Origin of the sequence: Pseudomonas sp. PSPC2-3, from assembly GCF_049898265.1 — a bacterium.
Taxonomy (GTDB): Bacteria; Pseudomonadota; Gammaproteobacteria; order Pseudomonadales; family Pseudomonadaceae; genus Aquipseudomonas; species Aquipseudomonas veronii.
Map to the genome: position 1 here is coordinate 45,053 of NZ_JAFCXJ010000017.1, position 18,316 is coordinate 63,368.

The window sequence follows — 18,316 nt, forward strand, 5'->3', positions numbered from 1 at the left end:
CGATATTCCCTTGCTGCAGTTGGGTTTATCGGGGTTTTCTTTTGCCTGGGCAAAGGCTCGTCAGTCGTCGAACAATATGGTCGCAATCCCCGACCGGGGCACCCCGCCCCGCTTGCCCCACAGTTCAATCCGGCCACCGATCACCGCCATCGAATGACCGCCATACTCCACCGTCCCCACCTTGCCGCTTCGCAAGTCGGCATCCGTGGCCTGCCGGTAATTTTTGCGCAAGCCCAGACGGTCCAAGCCTTCCCGGCTGTACTCGCCGTCATTGAGGGTACGTATGCCATCCAGAAAGCTGCGTCCGGCAGTGCCGTCGTTGTTTTCCAATTGCGCGCGTTTTGCGCTGACGGCAAACATGAAATTGGCGTTGGTCATCATTTTCGGGTCATCGCCCTGGAAACGTGCATGAGTGGCAGCCAGCCGCACTTCATCCTTGGTCAGGTCAACCTTGACACCATCGCGCATGGTCACAGAGTAGCCATTACCCGTCTCCTTGACCTCTTTGAAGACGTCGGTGGGCTTCTCGCCAAATTGCATCATGGCGGCTTTAATCGCTGAAACCGTCACGCAATTGCCGTCCGGCCCCTGTCTGAAGCCGCTCCAGATATTCTCCGGTTTTTTCCCCGGCTCGCTGTCATCGGGCTTGTAGTCGAAATGCTTCGCGCCTTCGGTAATCGGCTTGTCGCTCATGGACTCGCTGGGGCCGAAACCACCGCCGCCGCCTCCACCGCCGCCGCCGCCGCCCCCCCCTCCCCCACCGCCGTCCGGAGAGGGGGATGGAGACGGTGCTGGTGACGGCGGCGCATCCGGGCCATCCGGAAATTCCTCCGGGAAGGCTCTCTTCATGAACGCCTGAAAGCCCTCAGGCGCGTCTTTCTTCACCTCTTCGAGGATCTCCTTGAACTTCTCTTCGCCGAGCTCCTTTCGCTTTTCATTCAGCTTGTCCCGCAGCTCCTGGGCCGTCTGGTTCTTGGAGGTTTTTTCGGCATCTTCAAGCTCCTTGATCAGCTTCGTGATACTGTCCTTGACGGCCCCCTTGTCGTCCTTGGTGCCATCAGACTGGTTGACCCCCTTCTGGTACTGTCCTCCCCACCCCCCCTCGTAACGCATCCCCCCAGCCCCTTGGCCGGATATCGATGAATTCCACATACCGCCTCTCCCAGGTAATGAAACAACCCAACGCCTCTCGGCTTGATAGGTGGAAAGACAGGTGTGGTGCGTTCCAACAAAGGCGTGTCATCTCGTAACCGCATCGGGGGTGGGAAAAGGTCCTGATGCCAAATAAAACGCAAAAAAAAGCCCCTCGATCGAGGGGCTTCTTGTGCAGCGTTAGCGCATCAGGTCATCTGGATGATGGTCTGCATGATGGTGCTCTGGGTGGAGATGGTCTTGGCGTTCGCCTGGTAGTTGCTCTGGGCCTTGATCAGGTCCACCAGCTCGTTGGTCAGGTTGACGTTGGAGTTCTCCAGGGAGTTGGCCACGATCGAACCGAGGGTGCCGGCTTGAGGGGTGTCGTATCCCGGTTGGCCCGAGGCAAAGGTCTCTCTCCAGGCCGTGCCGCCTGCCGGTTGCAGGCCTTGTTCGTTGTTGAAGCTGGCCAGGGAGATCTGGCCAATGGCCTTGCTCTGCTGGTTGCTGAAGGTGGCGAACAGTACACCGCTGCCGTCGATTTTCAGCCCGGTGATCTGGCCGGTGGCATAGCCATCGGTGACCGGTGGGTTGCGATAGCTGGCCGAATTGTACTGGGTGATATTCGCCATGTTGACCGCAATACCGCCGGTGTTGGCAGCGGCGCCGTTAGCAGTCCATACACCGTTGGTCACGGTGCCCGGTTTCCAGTTGGAAATGGTCAGGGTGGTGTTGGAGACTATGCTGGGCGGGGTGACCACGCCAGCGAGCTTACCGGCCGTGTCGAACGTCAGGGTCGACGCGACAGGTGCCACCGCGCCTGCGCCACTGATCGGGGTACCATCAGGGTTACGCCCATCGATCAGGGTGTAGGAGTTCCATTGGTTGGAACCCGTCTTCACCAGGTACTGCACCATCGGGTGAGCGTTGCCTTGGGTGTCGTACAAGGTGGTGCTGTACTGGGTGGTGAAGGTCTTGGTGTCGGTTGGGTTGAAAGGCTTGGCCACCTGGTCGATCACCGCCTCCGAGGAGTTCAGGTTACTGGTGGAATCGACGGTGCTGGAGGCTTTTGGCGGCAGGTTCGACAAGTTGAGTTGCAGGTCGACCAAGCCACCCTTGACGATCTTGCCGTTGTCATCCGCCGCGTAGCCTTGCAGGCGCGAAGTACCGGTGTTGTTGGTGATGTAGCCGTCTTTGTCTGCACGGAAAGCACCGCTACGGGTGTATTCCAGCGAACCGTCGCTGCCCTTCTGTACGAAGAAGCCACCGCCCTGGATCGCCATGTCCAGGATGCCGCCACTGTTGTTGACGTCGCCCTGGGTGAATTGCTGGGACACGGCCGCCAGGTTCACACCGTTACCGATGCTGTTCTGGCCGGTGCCCAGCTTGGACGCCGCGTAGATGTCCGCGAATTCCGCACGGGACGATTTGAAGCCAGTGGTCGCGACGTTGGCGATGTTGTTGCCGGTCACGTCCAGTTGTTTGTTGGCCGCATAGAGGCCGCTCAGGCCGATGTTAAAAGACATGTTTCTCTCCCTCTGCCGTATCTAGCCGGCTCTATGTACCGATAGTCTGAATTTGCGACAGCTTGACGCTGCCCATGCCGCCCGCAAGGTTGAGCAGCATTTCGCCGCCGGTCTTGCTCAGGGTCACGCTGGTGACCGTCGCCGGCAGCGAAGTGGCCAGAGCCACTGCGTCGCCCGCGTCATTCTTGGTGGTGGCCGTAAAGGTGTAAGTCCCTGCCGGGGCGACCTCACCGTCAGCGTTCTTGCCATCCCAGATGAAGTCGGAACTGCCCGCGCTCTGTGCGCCCATATCGAGGGTACGCACCACGACACCGTCTTTGTCGGTGATCTTGACCGAGACGTTGCCCGTTGCCGCCGTCACTGCGACCGAGCCGGTCATGCTCTTGCTGGTGTCCACCAGCGCCTTGTCGGTCTGGGTAATGATCGAGCGACCGACCAGCGACGAAGCCTGCAATGCTTGCGACGAGCTGAAGTTGCTGGAGATGCTGTTTACCGAGTCGTTCAGGGTGTTGATGCCTTCCAGGCTACTGAACTGCGCCAACTGAGCCACGAACGCACCGTTGTCCTGAGGCGACAGCGGGTTCTGGTTCTTCAGTTGGGTCACCAACAGTTGCAGGAACGCATCCTTGCCCAGCGACTGGTTGCCCGTTGCCGTCTTGGTGGCGGTGCTGAGGCTGCTGTTGTCCGTCGCAGTCTTGACCTTGCTGTTGAACAGGTCCTGGACTGCCGAGTTGTTCGTCGTATCAACAATGGCCATTGTTTGGCGCCCCTTATCACTGACCCAGGGTCAGGACCTTCTGCATCATGGTTTTGGCGGTGTTCATCATTTCCGCGTTGGTCTGGAACGAGCGACTGGCAGAGATCATGTCAGCCATTTCCTCGACCACGTTGACGTTCGGGTAGTACACGTAGCCTTTTTCGTTCGCCGCAGGGTGATTAGGCTCATAGCGCGCTTCCAGATTGCTCTGGTCTTCAACCACGCCGAGTACCTGCACGCCTTGCCCGGCAGCGTCCTGATTCTGGAACAGCGAATCGCCGCCGCTGCTCTGGCCGCCCTGAAACATGGTGGCGAACACCGGGTGACGGGCGCGGTAGGTCTGGTCGATGCTCGAAGACACCGTCTCGGCGTTGGCGATGTTACTGGCGACGGTGTTCAGGCGCGTGGTCTGCGCGCTCATGCCACTACCGGCAATATTGAAAACACTGGCTAAGGACATGGCTTACTCTCCACGCAGGGCTGACATCAGCCCTTTGAATTTGCTGTTGAGCAGGGTGAAGCTGGCCTGGAAGTTCACCGAGTTCTCGGCGTAGGCCGATTGCTCCAACTGCGCGTCGACGGTGTTCTGGTCGATCGACGGCTGCATCGGCGTGCGATACAGCAGCGATTCGTCGCCACTGCTCAGGCCTTGCGCTTCGATATGACGGCTGTTGGTCATGTTCAAGGCGAAGGTGCCGTTCTTGGTCTTGTCCTGCTGTGCGGCGAGCACGGCGGAGAAGTCCAGGTCCCGAGCCTTGTAGTTCGGGGTGTCGGCGTTGGCAATGTTGTTGGCCAGGACTTCGGCACGCTGGGCGCGAAAGCCGAGGGCTTGTTCGTGGATACCGAGCGCTTTATCGAAGCTGATGCTCATGGCGGAAACCTTTAGGCTGACCTGCTGTTCGTTAACAGGGTTATAGCAAGGTGCATGCCAATCTGGCTAAAGCCCATATATCAAGGGGTTACGCAGAGATTGCCGGCGGCAATGCCAGAAAAGCGGCAAACGGCTTCCGCGTGGCGCCAGTAAAGCGGCAATCGGGAGTTGCCGCTTTTACCTTGCCGCAAAACAAATGTGGGAGGGGGCTTGCCCCCGATAGCGGTGGTTCAGTCATAGATACTGAGACTGACACACCGCTATCGGGGGCAAGCCCCCTCCCACACTTTGACTGCGTGCGACTTACTTGGCCTGGTAAATGATCCCAGGACTGCACTGCACCATCTGGAAATGATCCGGCAGGCCGTTCAGCGCCTCGGATGCACCGAGGAACAGATACCCCCCGCGCTTGAGCGTGCCGTGGATGCGCAGCAGGATGTCTTTCTTCACTTCGGCCGAGAAGTAGATCAGCACGTTACGGCAGAACACCATGTCGAACTTGCCCAGGCTGGCGTAGCTGTCGAGCAGGTTGAACGAGCGAAACTCCACCCGGTTCTTGATCGGCGCCTTGACCGCCCAACGCCCCGCCCCTTTCGGGTCGAAGTAACGCTGCAGGCGTTCCGGGGACAAACCGCGGCCCAGGGCCAGGCTGTCGTACTCGCCGGTCTTGCAGTTAGTGAGCATGGTGCCCGACAGATCGGTGGCGACAATTTGCGCGCCGGCCTTCAACTGGCCCATGTTCGTCCGTTCGAACTCGTCGATCGCCATCGAAATCGAGTACGGTTCCTGCCCCGAGGAACAGGCTGCCGACCAGATCCGCAAACGCTGACCCGGGCTGGCCTTGATGGCCTCGGGCAGCACTTTGCTCTTGAGTACCTCAAAGGGGTAGGTATCGCGAAACCATAGGGTTTCGTTGGTGGTCATGGCATCGACCACCATTTCCTTGAGCCCGCTGCGCGGCTGGCTCTGAATCCGCTGGACCAACTCACCGAGGGACTTGATGCCCTGCTGTTCCATCAGTTTGTTGAGACGGCTGGATACCAGATACTGCTTGTTTTCACCGAGCAATATGCCACAGGCTTTTTCCAGGAAGACCCGGAACTGTTCGAAATCCAAATTACCCGTAGACAATGATACCGCCTCTTAAATCGTGTGACCGCCAGGGAAATTCCCCTAGCCGTGATCTGCTGCCTTGATCCGGTCGACTACCCGGGATGCCAGGTCATCAGGGCGGAACTTAGCCAGGAAGTCGTCAGCACCGACCTTCTTGACCATCGCCTGATTGAATACGCCCGACAACGAAGTATGCAGGATGATATGCAATTTTTGCATGCGTGGATCGTTGCGTATTTCAGCCGTGAGGGTATAGCCGTCCATTTCCGGCATCTCGATGTCGGAAATCATCATCAAGAATTCTTCTTCCGGCTTCTTGCCTTCATCCACCAGTTTGCGCAGGTAATCCAGCGCCTGGCGGCCATCGTTGAGCGCCACCACCTCAACGCCGATGGTTTGCAGGCAACGGGTCACCTGTTTACGCGCCACCGAGGAGTCGTCCACCGTCAGCACCCGCAGCGAAACCGCCTTGTGCGCCGTTTCGGCATCGACGACGCCAACCGAAATCGCTTCGGAAGTCGGTGCGACTTCGGCGAGGATTTTCTCCACGTCGATGATTTCGACCAACTGGTTGTCTACTCGCGTCACCGCCGTGAGGTAGTGATCGCGACCGGTGCCCTTGGGCGGTGGATGGATCTCTTCCCAGTTCATGTTGACGATACGTTCCACCGAGCGCACCAGGAAACCCTGGGTCTTGGTGTTGTATTCGGTAATGATCACAAACGGGTTTTCGCGGTCTTGCAGGCCGGCCGAACTCGTGGCCAATGCCAGGTCGAGAATCGGGATGGTCGCGCCACGGATGTTGGCTACGCCACACACCACCGGGCTCGACTTGGGCATGATCGTCAGCTTGGGACACTGCAGCACTTCCCGCACTTTGAACACGTTGATGCCATAGAGCTGCTTGCCGTCCAGGCGAAAAAGCAACAACTCCAGGCGATTCTGCCCTACCAGCTGTGTACGCTGGTTTACTGAATCCATTACACCTGCCATGCCCAGACTCCTACGCTAAAACCTTTGGGGGTACGACGCGCACCCAACACTAAACGGCACGAGCTTTGCTTTTTATTGGCTATGGATATGAAAACGACAGTTTCCCGACGCACTCGCCACTCACGGTATCGCAGATTGCTCTGCGCCTGGATGGCGTTGTTTGCCGTGGGCGCAGGCATCACTGCCCGCGCCGCCGACGTCACCTTGCCTGATCTACTTATCGGCGTCACCCAAGGCTTTCTTGAATTCACTGTAGAAGATTATCTGGCAACCACCCAGACGCCAGGACGCTATGAAATCCAGGTCAACCAATTGGATCCGCGCCTGCGCATGCCGATGTGCGACAAGGAATTGACAGCCAGCCTGGAAAGCCCGGCCCAGCCCATTGGTCGCGTGACGGTCAAGGTGCGCTGTGAAGGGACCTCGCCCTGGACCGTGTTCGTGCCCGCCCAGGTCAAACTGTTCCGCGATGTCGTCGTGGTGTCGCGGCCGCTCAAACGCAGCGGAATCATCGGCTATGAGGATGTCATCTTGCGCGAGCGGGACATCAGCCTGATCAATCAGGGTTACCTGACGTCAGTGGACCAGGCTGTCGGGCAACGATTGACCCGACCAATGGTCGCCGACCAGGTCATCACCCTGGTCCATCTTGAACAGGCAGAAGTCATTCGCAAGGGCGACCAAGTCATCATTTCCGCCAGCAGCGGCGGGCTGAATGTGAAGATGCCGGGCGAAGCGCTGTCCAACGGCGGCATGAGCGAACAGATCCGGGTCAAGAACCTCAATTCCAACCGCGTCATCAAGGCACGGGTCACCGCGCCGGGCCAAGTCGAGGTGGCTTTATAGATCACTGGAATAGGACGCCAGCTTTTCCTACACTGTACGCCTGACGTTCGTGCATGCAGGTTTATTGTCAATCGCGCCTAAAGTTTGTCCGGGTATGGCCGAAACCATGGCAAGCGTCCAAATACCCAGAGGTTTTTTTATCATGGTCATCGATTTCAGCCGTTTGAATAACGCCCCGGCTTTGCCAGGCACTACGCGCACCAGCGGCACCAAGGACAGCGTAGACGCCAAGGCCCAGCCTCTGCCCGCCAAAGCGGAACAGGCCGGCGCCAGCCAAAGCGGGGAATCCGTACACCTGAGCAATGAGGCTCAACAGTTGCAGAAGGTCACTGACTCGCTGCGCGATCAACCCGTCGTCAATCAAGCCCGTGTGGCCGAATTGAAACAGGCAATCGCCGATGGCAGCTATAAAGTCGACAGCAACCGTGTAGCCAGCAAGCTGCTTAACTTCGAAGCCGAGCGCTAGGCAAAGGCCTGCGCCAGGCTTTTGGACGCTTAAAACCCAAGGCCAGCCATGCACCACGACGAAAATCTGCTTCAACTGATCATTGATGATCTGGCGCCGACGCAACAATTGCTCGAGCTGCTCAAAGAAGAATCCCTGGCCCTGTATGGCCGGGATATGCCGCTGCTGGAAGAAATCCTGGCGCGCAAGCAGTCGCTGATTGTCCTGCTGGAACAGCACGGCAAGAAGCGTAGCCAGATTCTCGTCAGCCTCGGCCTACCGGCAGATCAAGACGGCCTCGCTCAGTTGGCCAGTCATTCCTCGGTCGGCGATCAGTTGCTGGCCCAGAGCAAAGAACTCAATCAATTACTCACCCAGTGTCAGGAAGCCAACCTGCTCAACGGTCAGTCGATCCAGCTTCAGCAAGCCACGACCGCCAATCAGTTGCGCATACTCCATGGCGGCGAACCTCCGGCCCTGTATAACGCCCAAGGCTCTACCTCGCGCATGGTCAAGCCAAGCACCCGCAGCCAAGCCTGACGTCGGTTTAACGTGCGCCCTATCCAAGGCGTGCGACATACTGGCAAAATGATGGTTCTTGCGTGTAGTCGTATATTGTCTGGAGATGGAAGAACCGTGTTCAACGCCCTTAATGCGGAAGAAGCTCCGCAGCCACCCAAGGTGTTCACCACGCCTCTGGAAATCGCTGGCACCTTGCGCATGCTGCAAGAAAGCCATGACCCGCTGATCATCACCTTCCATGAACGCAGCCAGCGCTTTCAAAGCTACTTGGTCGACGTCGACCGGGACAGCAAGACCCTGGCCCTGGACGAAATGATCCCCCGCGATGGCGAACGCTACCTTGAGAATGGCGAACCCTTCCGCATCGAAGGCTTTCACGACGGCGTGCGCGTTGCCTGGGAAAGCAACGGCACCCTGAGCATCAGCGAAAAAGGCGGCCACCGTATCTACAGCGGCAACATGCCGGACGAAGTGGTCTACCATCAGCGCCGCAATGCGTTCCGCGCCGCGCTGAAACTCGCGCAATTGGTGAATATCGAGTTGGGCGGCGAGAAACTCAAGGCGCCGGTCAGCGGCAAGCTGCTGGATATCTCCGCCACCGGCTGCAAATTGCGCTTTGAAGGCGATATTTCCGAGCGCCTGCAGTTGGGCCAGGTCTACGACCGTTTTATCGCCGCACTGCCCTTTGGCAGCATGACCACCTCGGTCGAACTGCGTTACCTACACTTCGAAGAGAAGATCAACACCACCTTCGCCGGCGTGCGCTTCCACAACATGAGCGGCCTGGTGCAGCGCCAGGTCGAGCGTTTTGTGTACCAGTTGCAACGCGAAGCACGACGCTTCGACAAAGACGACGATTTTTAAGCATTCAGATCGCGATAAAAAACGGGCAGACCCTTTGGGGATCTGCCCGTTTTTGCATTCAGGGGCGCGCCCTGCTCAGGCCGTGGGGATGCTCATCCGGGCCCGGTGGTTCCGGCGGCCCTTCGAAGAGCGGCTCATCCGCCGATGATTCCGCGTCGGTTTCAGGCTCGGGCTCGACAACCGCCGTCTGCATCTGCTCCTGCACCATCTGCTCATCGACCCGCGGATCGAGGGCAGCCACCAGCGGCGAGCTGGACATGCTGTCAGGCATTGCCACGTGCTGCAGCGGTGCATCGTCGACCTGATGCAGGTTGGTCACCGCTTTAGGCCGGATACGCCACACCAGGATCAGCGCGCACAGGCTGAAAAACGCGTACAGCATCTGGCTGCCAAACAGCTTCATCACCACACCGGCCAGCAACGGCCCGATACTGGCGCCCACGCCATAGGTCACCAGCAGCATGGCCGTCAGCGATACCCGACGATCGCCTTCGACGTGGTCGTTGGAAAACGCCACGGCCAGCGGGTACAGGCAGAACTGCACCAGCGAACACAGGAACCCGGCCACGAACAGCACTTCCAGCGGCACCTTGCTCAGGATCGCCAACGGCAATGCCGCCACCGCCAGGCACAGGGCGAAGCAGCGAATCAACAGTGCGCGATCGTAACGGTCCGACAGCCAGCCCAACGGCCACTGCACCACCAACCCGGCAAAAATGCAGCTACCCATGAAGAGACCGACCTGCTCGGTACTCAGCCCCTGCTGGGACGCATAGAGCGGCGCCAAACCGTAGAACGAACCGACGATCAACCCCGCCCCCAGCACCGTGCTCAACGACTGCGGCACGCGCTGGATAAAGAAGCGTGGCTCCATCGGCGCCGGACGCAGGGGCGCCGGGTGAATGCGCCGGGTCATCGCCACCGGCACCAGGCACAGGGCAAAGCACAGCGCGACCAGCATCAGCAACTCGGGGCCGAGCTGGGGATGCATCACCAGGATCAACTGCCCCAGCACCAGGCCAAGGTAGGACGCAATCATATAGCCGCTGAACACTACGCCACGCTGCTTGGCGTCCGCCTGCTCGTTAAGCCAGCTTTCGATGACCATGTACTGGCACATCATCCCCAGGCCCACGATGACCCGCAGGACGATCCAGGCCGGCAGCCAGTCGATCAGGCCATGGCCCAACACCGCCGCGCCGACGATCCCGGCACAGGTGGCATACGCGCGGATATGCCCGACCCGGGCGATCAGGCGGTGGCCGATCTTGCCGCCCAGTACCAGGCCGGAATAGTTGGCCGCCATCAGCGCGCCGACCCACAGGCTGTCGACGTTGTCGGCCGCCAGGCGCAAGGCCAGGTACGTACTGAGCAGGCCGGAGCCGATCAGCATCATCAAGGAGGCGAAATAAAGGGCTCGAAAAGATTTCCAGATCTGGCGCATCGGCGTTCCGAGCGGCTCCTTGCAGTGAGGGTCAGGGCTACCGGCATGATAGTCCCGGGGGTCGGGTCCGGACAGGCACCAGGCGCTGTTTCCGGGGAATATTTTGTGTGAAAACGATGGACTACAGCTCAGACGCTACCGGGTGACACACAAGGTACAAGGTTGCGCGAAATACTCGCCGCACCACCTGTGAACCTCGATCACACGCAAGGTTCGACCGAGTGTTGAAAAGACCGAGCACGCCCCAAAAGCCCACCGCCACGCCTGCACATGATTACCCGCACGCCGGCGTCGCCGATGCGTATCGCCGCGAATTGTTACTGTTTTATCAACATTGTTTTCCAGTCTTATGGATTTATCCAAAAAACCAGCGCTATAGACTGGTCTACGCGTTAATCCACCGCGATTAACCAGCGAATCAGTCGGAGTAAAGCATGTAACCCGAACAAGGCCGACAGAGCCTTCGGAACGATTCACTCGCGACTGAGCACGTGGACAATCGTCAAGCGGGCGTAATACAGCCGCCAACGTTTTCGTTATCCCTCCTGCCGAAACTCAATCAGCCTCTATTAAGCATCCAGTTCGTTATCGAGCGGCGCTTTCAACGTGAAGGGCTGGGGCGAAAGAGTGTCGGCATCCAGACCATGAATACGGGGATGGCCAATTATTACGCTGATTTCCAAAGCTCGCTTGCCGTCGGCAAGCCAGCCTATCGGGATCATGGAAGAACCGCACCCGGCCAACTAAAGGCCGAACTCAATATTCGGCCAAGTTGTTGGTAAATAGCGCAAGCCGTTACGTATTTCCCCAACTGAGCATATACAAATATGACAGACGATCATCGATCTCACTCTGGAAGATCCTCAATGAGCACTATTGCAAGGGGACTGTTTTCCCTGCTTGTTTTTGCCGTGGCACTGGCGTTGATTTATGGCGGATTCAAGCTGGTAGCACTCGACGGGTCGAGTTATTACTTGCTGGCTGGCCTCGCCTATCTGTTGTTGGCGGCACTGTTTGTCTTGCGTAAACCTATCGGCATCGCCCTCTCCGTCGTCGTATTCCTCGCCACCTGTGTGTGGGCGTTCTACGAAGTGGGTCAGTTCAGCTACTGGCAACTGCTGCCGCGCCTGGTGGTGCCGGCGATCATCCTGACCCTCAGCTTGTGGGTCGGTGCCGCATTCCCGGAAACAGCCTTGAGCACCCAGCGCACGGCGAACCGATTCGGCTTCGCCGTATTCCTGGCCTTGATCGCCACCTTCATTGCAGCGTTCTACCCGCACGGCGGGATCTCGAACCCTGTGGCCGCGACTGACTCGAGCAAGGCCACGAGCCCCGCCAGCGCACCTGAAAACTGGGAGTTCTTCGGGCGCAATGCGTCAGGGACGCGGTTTGCGCCTTACACGCAGATCACGCCGGGAAACGTCAAGGACCTGCAAGTAGCCTGGACCTACCGAACCGGACGCAGGACCACCGGCGCCGGCGCTGGCGTTGATGAAAACACCCCGCTGCAGATCGGCAACGTGCTGTATTCGTGTACCCCGGAAAACCTGATCACCGCGCTGGATGGCGATACGGGCAAGGCGATCTGGACGTTCGACCCTCACGCCAAAAGCGAAGAGCATGTGACGTGCCGTGGCGTGGGCTATTACGACATCGATAAAGACGACAGCCTGAGCGCGGCGGTCAAGGCCTCGTATACCGATCAGCAGCAATGTCGCCAGCGTATTCTGGTGTCGTCGGTGGATGCCCGCCTGTTTGCACTTGACGCGCACACCGGCGCCTTGTGCCAGAGTTTTGGTGACAACGGTTACGTCGATCTCAAGAAAGGCATGGGCCCGACCGAGAACAGCAAGCGCTACCACCCGACCTCCCTGCCTGTGGTCATGGGCCACCTCACGGTGGTGGGCGGTTGGGTACGCGATATTGTGGCAGGCGAACCTTCCGGCGCCGTGCGCGCCTTCGACGTGCTGAGCGGTGCGCTGGTGTGGGCATGGGACGTCGGCGCGCCCGAAGGCACCGACCCGACCGCGGCCGATCACCAGTTCACGCTGGAAACACCTAACGTATGGACGATCCCGACCTACGATAAAGAGCTGAACCTGGTCTACTTGCCGACCGGCAATGGCCCGCCCGACTACTGGGGCGGTGATCGCAACGCCGTCAAAGAAAAATTTGGTTCGGCCGTCGTGGCAGTCGATGCCTCGACCGGCAAAGCCAAATGGGTCTACCAGCTCATTCACCATGATGTATGGGATTACGATCTGCCATCGCAGCCGGTTCTCTATGACATCAAGAATGCCCAAGGCGTGAAAACCCCGGTCTTGATCCAGACCACCAAGACCGGCCAGATTTTTGTGCTGGATCGTCGTACTGGCCAGCCGGTCACCGAGGTGCAGGAGCGTGCCGTTCCGACTTCTCCTGCGGCAGAAGGCGAACACTTGTCGCCGACGCAACCGTACTCGGCCGGCATGCCGGTGATCGGGGCCGACCCACTGACTGAAAAGTCGATGTGGGGCGTGTCGACATTCGACCAACTGTATTGCCGGATCATGTTCAAAGATTCGGTTTACGCGGGGCCGTTTACGCCGCCAACCGAAAAGCCGTACATCGAATGGCCTGGCTTGCTGGGCGGGATGAACTGGGGTGGCATCTCCATCGATGAGAACACCGGCACGATGTTCGTCAACGACATGCGGATGCCGCTGCGGATGTCATTGGTGACCAAGGAAGAAACCAAGAAGTTCAAGGTGTCGACCGATGAAGTGCCGGGTTTCATGGGCACCATTCGCCCGCAAGTCGCGGGTATCTATGGCGGCGTGAAAATCGACATCCTCCAGTCGCCACTGGGCGTGCCGTGCAACTCCCCGCCCTTCGGCAGCATGAGTGCGATTGATCTCAATACGCAGAAACTGCTCTGGCAGGTTCCCATGGGCACCGTGCAGGACACCGGCCCGCTGGGGATCAAGACACACCTGCAGATTCCGCTGGGCATGCCGACGCTCGGCGGTCCGACGTCGACAGCCTCTGGCCTGGTGTTCTTTGCGGGCACCCAGGACTACTACCTGCGCGCGCTCGATTCGGCCACCGGCAAAGAAGTCTGGAAAGCCCGCCTGCCGGTTGGCGCAGTTGCCGCCCCACTGATCTATCAGTCGCCCACCACCGGGAAGCAGTACGTGGTCATCTCCGCCGGTGGCATGAGCCATTCGCCTGACGTCGGTGATTACATCATTGCTTATGCATTGCCGGACAACATCAAGCCGTAATGCGTTAGTTGCCACTGCATGAAAATAACCCCCGTTTACGGGGGTTATTTTTCCAAGTCACAAAAGAACGGTGCAACCGATAAACAACGCGGGCCGTTGAGCTATTCCCCCACTTTCTCTGTAACGGAGCACATCCAAATGCTTTTTTCTTTCCGCGCCATGCTGACCAGCAGCCTGTGCAGCGGTTTGTCCCTATGCCTTTTCGCCCCATCCCCGGCACTGGCCGACGATCTGATGAACCGCTCTACACTCACTGGCGACTGGGGCGGTGAACGCCAAAAGTTGACCGACAAGGGCATCAAACTGACCGGTGACTACAGTTCCGAAACGATTTCCAACTTGCATGGCGGGATCAAGCGCGGCACCCGCTATTCGCAACAAATACGCATAGGCGCCCAGTTTGATCTGAGTAAGTTGCTCGACAGCCCCGATGCGGGACGCGTGCAACTGCTGGTTAACGACCGTCGCGGCCACAGCGCCACGGAAGATTTGCTTGGAAACCGCCTGTCGTCCCAAGAAAACTATGGCGGCGAATACACCCGGCTGACCGAGTTCAGTTATCAACGCAACCTGTTTTCGCCGGACCTCTCCACCAAACTCGGCTTCATGGTGATGGGCACCGATTTCGGTGGTATGCCCATCTTGAGCAACTTTGTGAGCGCCGGTTTTTGTGCACACCCACTGACCATGTCGAGCGGCAGTGGCTGGGGCAACTACCCGACAGCACATTGGGGCGGCGAGCTGCGTTACGATGTCAACCCGTCGCTGACGCTGCAAACCGCCGTATTCCAAGTCAACCCGGAATACAACACGCGCTCGTCCAAAGCGTTCTCCATGCCCAGCAACGGCACTACGGGAGCGATTTTGCCACTGGAGGCGATCTTCAATAACAACGCCTTCCTGAACGGCCAATACAAAGTCGGTTGGTACTACGACACCTCCAACGCCCCCAAGATCGGCAGTACGCAAAAGAGCGAAAACCGTACCGGCGCCTATGTGTTGATTGACCAAGCCATCTGGCGGGATGAGCAAGACCCGCAAAGCGTACTACGCCTCTTCGGCCAAGCGGCCAGCAGCAACGCGGCGACCTCGCCGATGCGCCGCTGGTACTCGGTGGGCCTGGTCAAACAAAAGCCTTTCGCGAGCCGCCCGAACGACTCCATCTCTTTTGGCTATGGGCGCGCCGTGCTCAACTCGCGCACACGGGATGTGCAAGAAGCCAAGGCGACCAACCTCGAAGACGCCGAAATGATCGCCAACCTCGACAACGGCGAGCAGATGCTTGAGCTCAACTACGGCGCACAGGTCACACCTTGGCTGCTACTACGCCCCGATCTGCAGTACTACATCGAGCCCGGCGCGTTCTCCGGCAAAAAGCGTGACAACGCGCTGGCGGCGGGGTTACAGGTCAAGGCGACGTTTTAACAACGTCGTTTGCACAGGGGGCATCCATTCGGTGCCCTTTCGCAATCGCACACGCGGTCGGATATCTCAGCTTGTAGCGCAATCAATACGTGCTCAAGCGCTACGCGGGCCGACTGTCCGACCTTCTCCGGCGCTCCGCGCCCGACCCAAGCTCCGCCTTTAGCCCCCGACTTACCCATCGACCTCTCCTGCCAGTGACGAATTCAGATCAGCGCCGGTATACACTTATTATTTTTATATACTATAATTTAACCAACTGAACAATTAGTGATCAAACGTATGCTCGAATCAGATCTCCAGCGGCTTCACGCCAACGCCGATGCTGCCAGCCAATTCCTCAAGGCTCTGGCCAATCCGGATCGCTTGATCCTGCTCTGCCAGCTATCCCAAGGCGAGCGCAATGTTGGCGATCTGGAGTCGCTGCTCGGGATACAACAACCGACGCTTTCTCAGCAACTGGCGGTGCTGCGCCGCGAAGGCCTGGTGGATACGCGCCGGGAAGGAAAGCAGGTGTTCTATCGCATCTGCAGCCCGGCGGCATTGGCAGTCATTCAAACCTTGTATCAACAATTTTGCGCTGGAGAAGCCTCATGAATATCGACTGGCTCAACTTCACTCCCTGGTCATCCCTTGCAGGCGGCGCATTGATTGGCCTGGCGGCCAGCCTTTTCGTCGTCGCCAACGGACGTATCGCCGGCATCAGCGGTTTGATCGGCAGTCTTTTACAACGGGGCAGCGAAGGTGCGGGTGAGAAAGCGCTGTTTCTCCTCGGCCTGCTCGTCGCGCCGCTTCTATGGGGCTTGTTCGCCGCGCTGCCGCCGATTGAATTCCAGAGCGGCGGGGTCGGGCTGATCGTCGCCGGTGTATTGGTGGGTATCGGTACACGCTACGGTTCAGGTTGCACCAGCGGCCACGGCGTGTGCGGCATATCGCGCCTTTCGCCGCGATCGATGATCGCCACTGCCTGCTTTATGTTCAGCGGTTTCCTTAGCGTATTTGTCCTGCGTCATCTGCTGGGAGCCTGGATATGAACAAACTGACCGCATTCATTGCTGGCCTGCTGTTCGGCCTGGGACTGCTGCTGGCAGGCATGGCCAACCCGAGCAAAGTATTGGCTTTCCTGGATCTGGCCGGTGCCTGGGACCCTTCCCTCGCGCTGGTCATGATCGGGGCGATTGGCGTCGCCATTGGCCCGCTGACCTGGGCGCGCCACCAATCCCGCTCGCTGCTGGGAAAGCCAATGCAACTGCCGACCAAGCGTGAGTTGGACCCGCGCCTGATCGGCGGCAGCCTGCTGTTCGGCATCGGCTGGGGAATAGCGGGCATCTGTCCAGGCCCTGCGGTGGCAATTCTGCTGACAGGACGCTGGCAAGCAATCGTGTTCATGTTGGCCATGCTGGCCGGCATGTTGTTGTTTACTGCGCTGGAGACCCGGCGCAACCACTGATCGGGAGATCGTCATGAAAGCGAACCTTGGAACCATTGACCGTAGCCTGCGCATTGTCGTCGGCCTGGTTCTCATTGGCCTCAGTCTGTCGGGCGTGATCGGCTGGTGGGGCTGGATCGGCTTAGTGCCATTGGCTACCGGTATTTTCCGTTTCTGCCCTTTGTACAGGTTGCTGGGCATCCAAACCTGTAACCGTTGCTGAGCAAAAAAACCATAGCGTTCACGTGCACGAGGGCATTGGCGCAGCCGATTTTGTGGCTATGCGCCAAGCACGGGACGCTACGCTGGGCATATGTGCGTTGATCCCAACAGCTGGATCTATCAACGGACACGTCGAGTGGTTTTGTTTAAAGCTATTCTGCGCGGCGTCGTTTCAAAAGCTGTGTGAACAAGGAAATCTCAATGTCCGACCTGAACGATCCGCGCGTGTTCTTTGCCGCCGAGCGCACGTTGCTGGCATGGAACCGAACCAGCCTTTCGCTGATGGCATTTGGCTTTGTGATTGAACGATCCGGGCTACTGCTCCAGATGCTGAAACCGGACGCTCCGGGCTCTCCCGGAAAACATTTTTCGTTCTGGATCGGGCTGGCCTTCCTGATGCTGGGCTCCTGGGTTGCCTGCTGGTCATCCTGGCAATACAAAAAGGTGGTCAAGACCCTCAAACCCGTTGAGATCCCCCTTGGCTACAGCGTCAATACCGGCCCTGGCATCAATGTCATCACTGCAATTCTTGGCGTTTTGCTCATGGCCTATTTGTTCATGATGTGAGCAAGACTGGCCTGCATGACTTCACTCGACCTCCCCGATGGGCGGTAGACGGGTGCAGTCGAGCATCTCTCGACGAGCAAACGAACGAGTGTGACCCTGGCTCACCTTTGGACCCTGATTAAGTGAGTCGCCCATTCAAAAACAAAAAAGCCCCGCCGATGCAATACCCGGCGGGGCTTTTTGTTGGCCTTGTTGCTGTCATCCTGCTGTCACGGGGAAAAATGAGCTGGCAGTGGATCGGCGCGAGAGGCTTTATTTGTATGGTGTCCCAGGGCCGGTTCGAACGGCCAACCTTCCCCTTAGGAGGGGGATGCTCTATCCAATTGAGCTACTGGGACAAATGACAACCATCGGGCCAACGGCGCTGCGACGGACGGCGTGCATGTTAACGGCCGAGGTGGGTTTTGTCATGTCGTCCGTGGGCTTTTTGAGTGTAAGCCAATGCTTGCGCCACGGATCACGGTTTCGCCCAGCAAACCCGGGCATCCGAGGCCATCGTGCAAAATGCACTACACCAAAATGCCAGCATTGCAAATTGCAACCCGAGCGCTGTTTAGATTAAACTCAAACCATTGATTTTATTGAAATAAAACATTGGCACGGCATCTGCAATACATCTCCTACAAAACCATTCGGCTGGACCCGTTGCGGAGAAGATGACGATGAACAGCACCCTTCTGTTGGCTCTCAATACCATCGCCCTGGCCGCACTGGTGATGTTTCATTTTCAGTCGAACGGTAGCGATGACACCGCGCAGATCCGCCAGCCCGTGCCGCATCATCTGCAACAACGTCCGCAATTGGCGGTGATGACGGCCAACCCGCAATCGCCCGTGCGCCTGGCCCAAAGCACTCAGGCCGCGCCCGCAACTGAACACTGGGTTTTCTGAGGAAGCCTTCC

The 18,316-nt window shown here is 58.5% G+C and carries 21 protein-coding genes and 1 tRNA gene; 13 read left to right on the forward strand and 9 right to left on the reverse strand.

The window, feature by feature from the left end; genetic code table 11:
• Positions 1-60: 60 nt before the first annotated feature.
• From ACP7E3_RS30545 to ACP7E3_RS30575, 7 genes are all read right to left on the reverse strand, one after another.
• Complete coding sequence (locus ACP7E3_RS30545; protein ID WP_426125370.1) at positions 61-1,113, reverse strand: hypothetical protein; 1,053 nt, start codon at positions 1,111-1,113, stop codon at positions 61-63.
• Positions 1,114-1,340: 227 nt separating this feature from the next.
• A complete protein-coding gene (gene flgE / locus ACP7E3_RS30550) occupies positions 1,341-2,657 on the reverse strand; it encodes a flagellar hook protein FlgE (RefSeq protein ID WP_057005510.1) in 1,317 nt (438 codons plus the stop codon).
• A gap of 31 nt (positions 2,658-2,688) precedes the next feature.
• Positions 2,689-3,414, reverse strand: coding sequence for a flagellar hook assembly protein FlgD (gene flgD / locus ACP7E3_RS30555; RefSeq protein WP_057005511.1), 726 nt, complete (start codon positions 3,412-3,414; stop codon positions 2,689-2,691).
• A 16-nt stretch (positions 3,415-3,430) separates the two neighbouring features.
• Entirely contained in the window at positions 3,431-3,874 is a 444-nt protein-coding gene (gene flgC, locus ACP7E3_RS30560; protein ID WP_046382341.1) for a flagellar basal body rod protein FlgC, read from the reverse strand.
• Between the two features lie 3 nt (positions 3,875-3,877).
• Positions 3,878-4,285 (reverse strand): flagellar basal body rod protein FlgB, encoded by a 408-nt coding sequence (gene flgB, locus ACP7E3_RS30565; RefSeq protein ID WP_003175633.1) that lies wholly within the window; start codon positions 4,283-4,285, stop codon positions 3,878-3,880.
• Positions 4,286-4,588: 303 nt separating this feature from the next.
• Entirely contained in the window at positions 4,589-5,416 is an 828-nt protein-coding gene (cheR, locus tag ACP7E3_RS30570) for a protein-glutamate O-methyltransferase CheR (RefSeq protein WP_026140309.1), read from the reverse strand.
• Between the two features lie 42 nt (positions 5,417-5,458).
• Positions 5,459-6,391, reverse strand: a complete 933-nt coding sequence (locus tag ACP7E3_RS30575) for a chemotaxis protein CheV (RefSeq protein ID WP_026140310.1) — start codon at positions 6,389-6,391, stop codon at positions 5,459-5,461.
• Positions 6,392-6,472: 81 nt separating this feature from the next.
• Here ACP7E3_RS30575 and flgA point away from each other — a divergent pair, with 81 nt between their 5' ends.
• The 4 genes from flgA to ACP7E3_RS30595 all read left to right on the forward strand — a co-directional run bounded on the left by flgA (position 6,473) and on the right by ACP7E3_RS30595 (position 9,068).
• On the forward strand, positions 6,473-7,237 hold the full coding sequence (gene flgA, locus ACP7E3_RS30580; protein WP_032804943.1) for a flagellar basal body P-ring formation chaperone FlgA: 765 nt from the start codon (positions 6,473-6,475) through the stop codon (positions 7,235-7,237).
• Positions 7,238-7,379: 142 nt separating this feature from the next.
• Positions 7,380-7,703, forward strand: a complete 324-nt coding sequence (flgM, locus tag ACP7E3_RS30585; RefSeq protein WP_017849175.1) for a flagellar biosynthesis anti-sigma factor FlgM — start codon at positions 7,380-7,382, stop codon at positions 7,701-7,703.
• Positions 7,704-7,751: 48 nt separating this feature from the next.
• A complete protein-coding gene (locus tag ACP7E3_RS30590; RefSeq protein WP_057005512.1) occupies positions 7,752-8,222 on the forward strand; it encodes a flagella synthesis protein FlgN in 471 nt (156 codons plus the stop codon).
• A 96-nt stretch (positions 8,223-8,318) separates the two neighbouring features.
• Complete coding sequence (locus tag ACP7E3_RS30595) at positions 8,319-9,068, forward strand: flagellar brake protein (protein WP_017849177.1); 750 nt, start codon at positions 8,319-8,321, stop codon at positions 9,066-9,068.
• 58 nt (positions 9,069-9,126) lie between these two features.
• Here ACP7E3_RS30595 and ACP7E3_RS30600 read toward each other — a convergent pair whose 3' ends face one another.
• On the reverse strand, positions 9,127-10,512 hold the full coding sequence (locus ACP7E3_RS30600; protein ID WP_057005513.1) for an MFS transporter: 1,386 nt from the start codon (positions 10,510-10,512) through the stop codon (positions 9,127-9,129).
• A gap of 491 nt (positions 10,513-11,003) precedes the next feature.
• On the opposite strand from ACP7E3_RS30600, the gene ACP7E3_RS30605 reads away from it, so the two are divergent.
• The 8 genes from ACP7E3_RS30605 to ACP7E3_RS30640 all read left to right on the forward strand — a co-directional run bounded on the left by ACP7E3_RS30605 (position 11,004) and on the right by ACP7E3_RS30640 (position 17,415).
• Entirely contained in the window at positions 11,004-11,294 is a 291-nt protein-coding gene (locus ACP7E3_RS30605) for a hypothetical protein (protein ID WP_169865821.1), read from the forward strand.
• Positions 11,295-11,378: 84 nt separating this feature from the next.
• Entirely contained in the window at positions 11,379-13,775 is a 2,397-nt protein-coding gene (locus ACP7E3_RS30610; RefSeq protein WP_261755317.1) for a membrane-bound PQQ-dependent dehydrogenase, glucose/quinate/shikimate family, read from the forward strand.
• Positions 13,776-13,913: 138 nt separating this feature from the next.
• Positions 13,914-15,200: a carbohydrate porin gene (locus tag ACP7E3_RS30615; protein ID WP_126589471.1), complete on the forward strand. Its 1,287-nt coding sequence runs from the start codon at positions 13,914-13,916 to the stop codon at positions 15,198-15,200.
• Positions 15,201-15,479: 279 nt separating this feature from the next.
• A complete protein-coding gene (locus ACP7E3_RS30620; RefSeq protein ID WP_046385196.1) occupies positions 15,480-15,794 on the forward strand; it encodes an ArsR/SmtB family transcription factor in 315 nt (104 codons plus the stop codon).
• On the forward strand, positions 15,791-16,231 hold the full coding sequence (locus ACP7E3_RS30625) for a YeeE/YedE family protein (protein ID WP_201021460.1): 441 nt from the start codon (positions 15,791-15,793) through the stop codon (positions 16,229-16,231). The genes ACP7E3_RS30620 and ACP7E3_RS30625 overlap by 4 nt, the downstream gene beginning before the upstream one ends.
• Entirely contained in the window at positions 16,228-16,647 is a 420-nt protein-coding gene (locus tag ACP7E3_RS30630; protein ID WP_017849186.1) for a DUF6691 family protein, read from the forward strand. The genes ACP7E3_RS30625 and ACP7E3_RS30630 overlap by 4 nt, the downstream gene beginning before the upstream one ends.
• Positions 16,648-16,660: 13 nt before the next feature.
• On the forward strand, positions 16,661-16,849 hold the full coding sequence (locus tag ACP7E3_RS30635; RefSeq protein ID WP_017849187.1) for a YgaP family membrane protein: 189 nt from the start codon (positions 16,661-16,663) through the stop codon (positions 16,847-16,849).
• Positions 16,850-17,049: 200 nt separating this feature from the next.
• Complete coding sequence (locus ACP7E3_RS30640) at positions 17,050-17,415, forward strand: YidH family protein (RefSeq protein ID WP_046382334.1); 366 nt, start codon at positions 17,050-17,052, stop codon at positions 17,413-17,415.
• 261 nt (positions 17,416-17,676) lie between these two features.
• Here ACP7E3_RS30640 and ACP7E3_RS30645 read toward each other — a convergent pair.
• Positions 17,677-17,753 (reverse strand) — tRNA-Arg (locus ACP7E3_RS30645).
• Between the two features lie 324 nt (positions 17,754-18,077).
• Here ACP7E3_RS30645 and ACP7E3_RS30650 point away from each other — a divergent pair.
• Positions 18,078-18,305 (forward strand): hypothetical protein, encoded by a 228-nt coding sequence (locus tag ACP7E3_RS30650; protein WP_108526646.1) that lies wholly within the window; start codon positions 18,078-18,080, stop codon positions 18,303-18,305.
• The last annotated feature ends 11 nt before the right edge of the window (positions 18,306-18,316 follow it).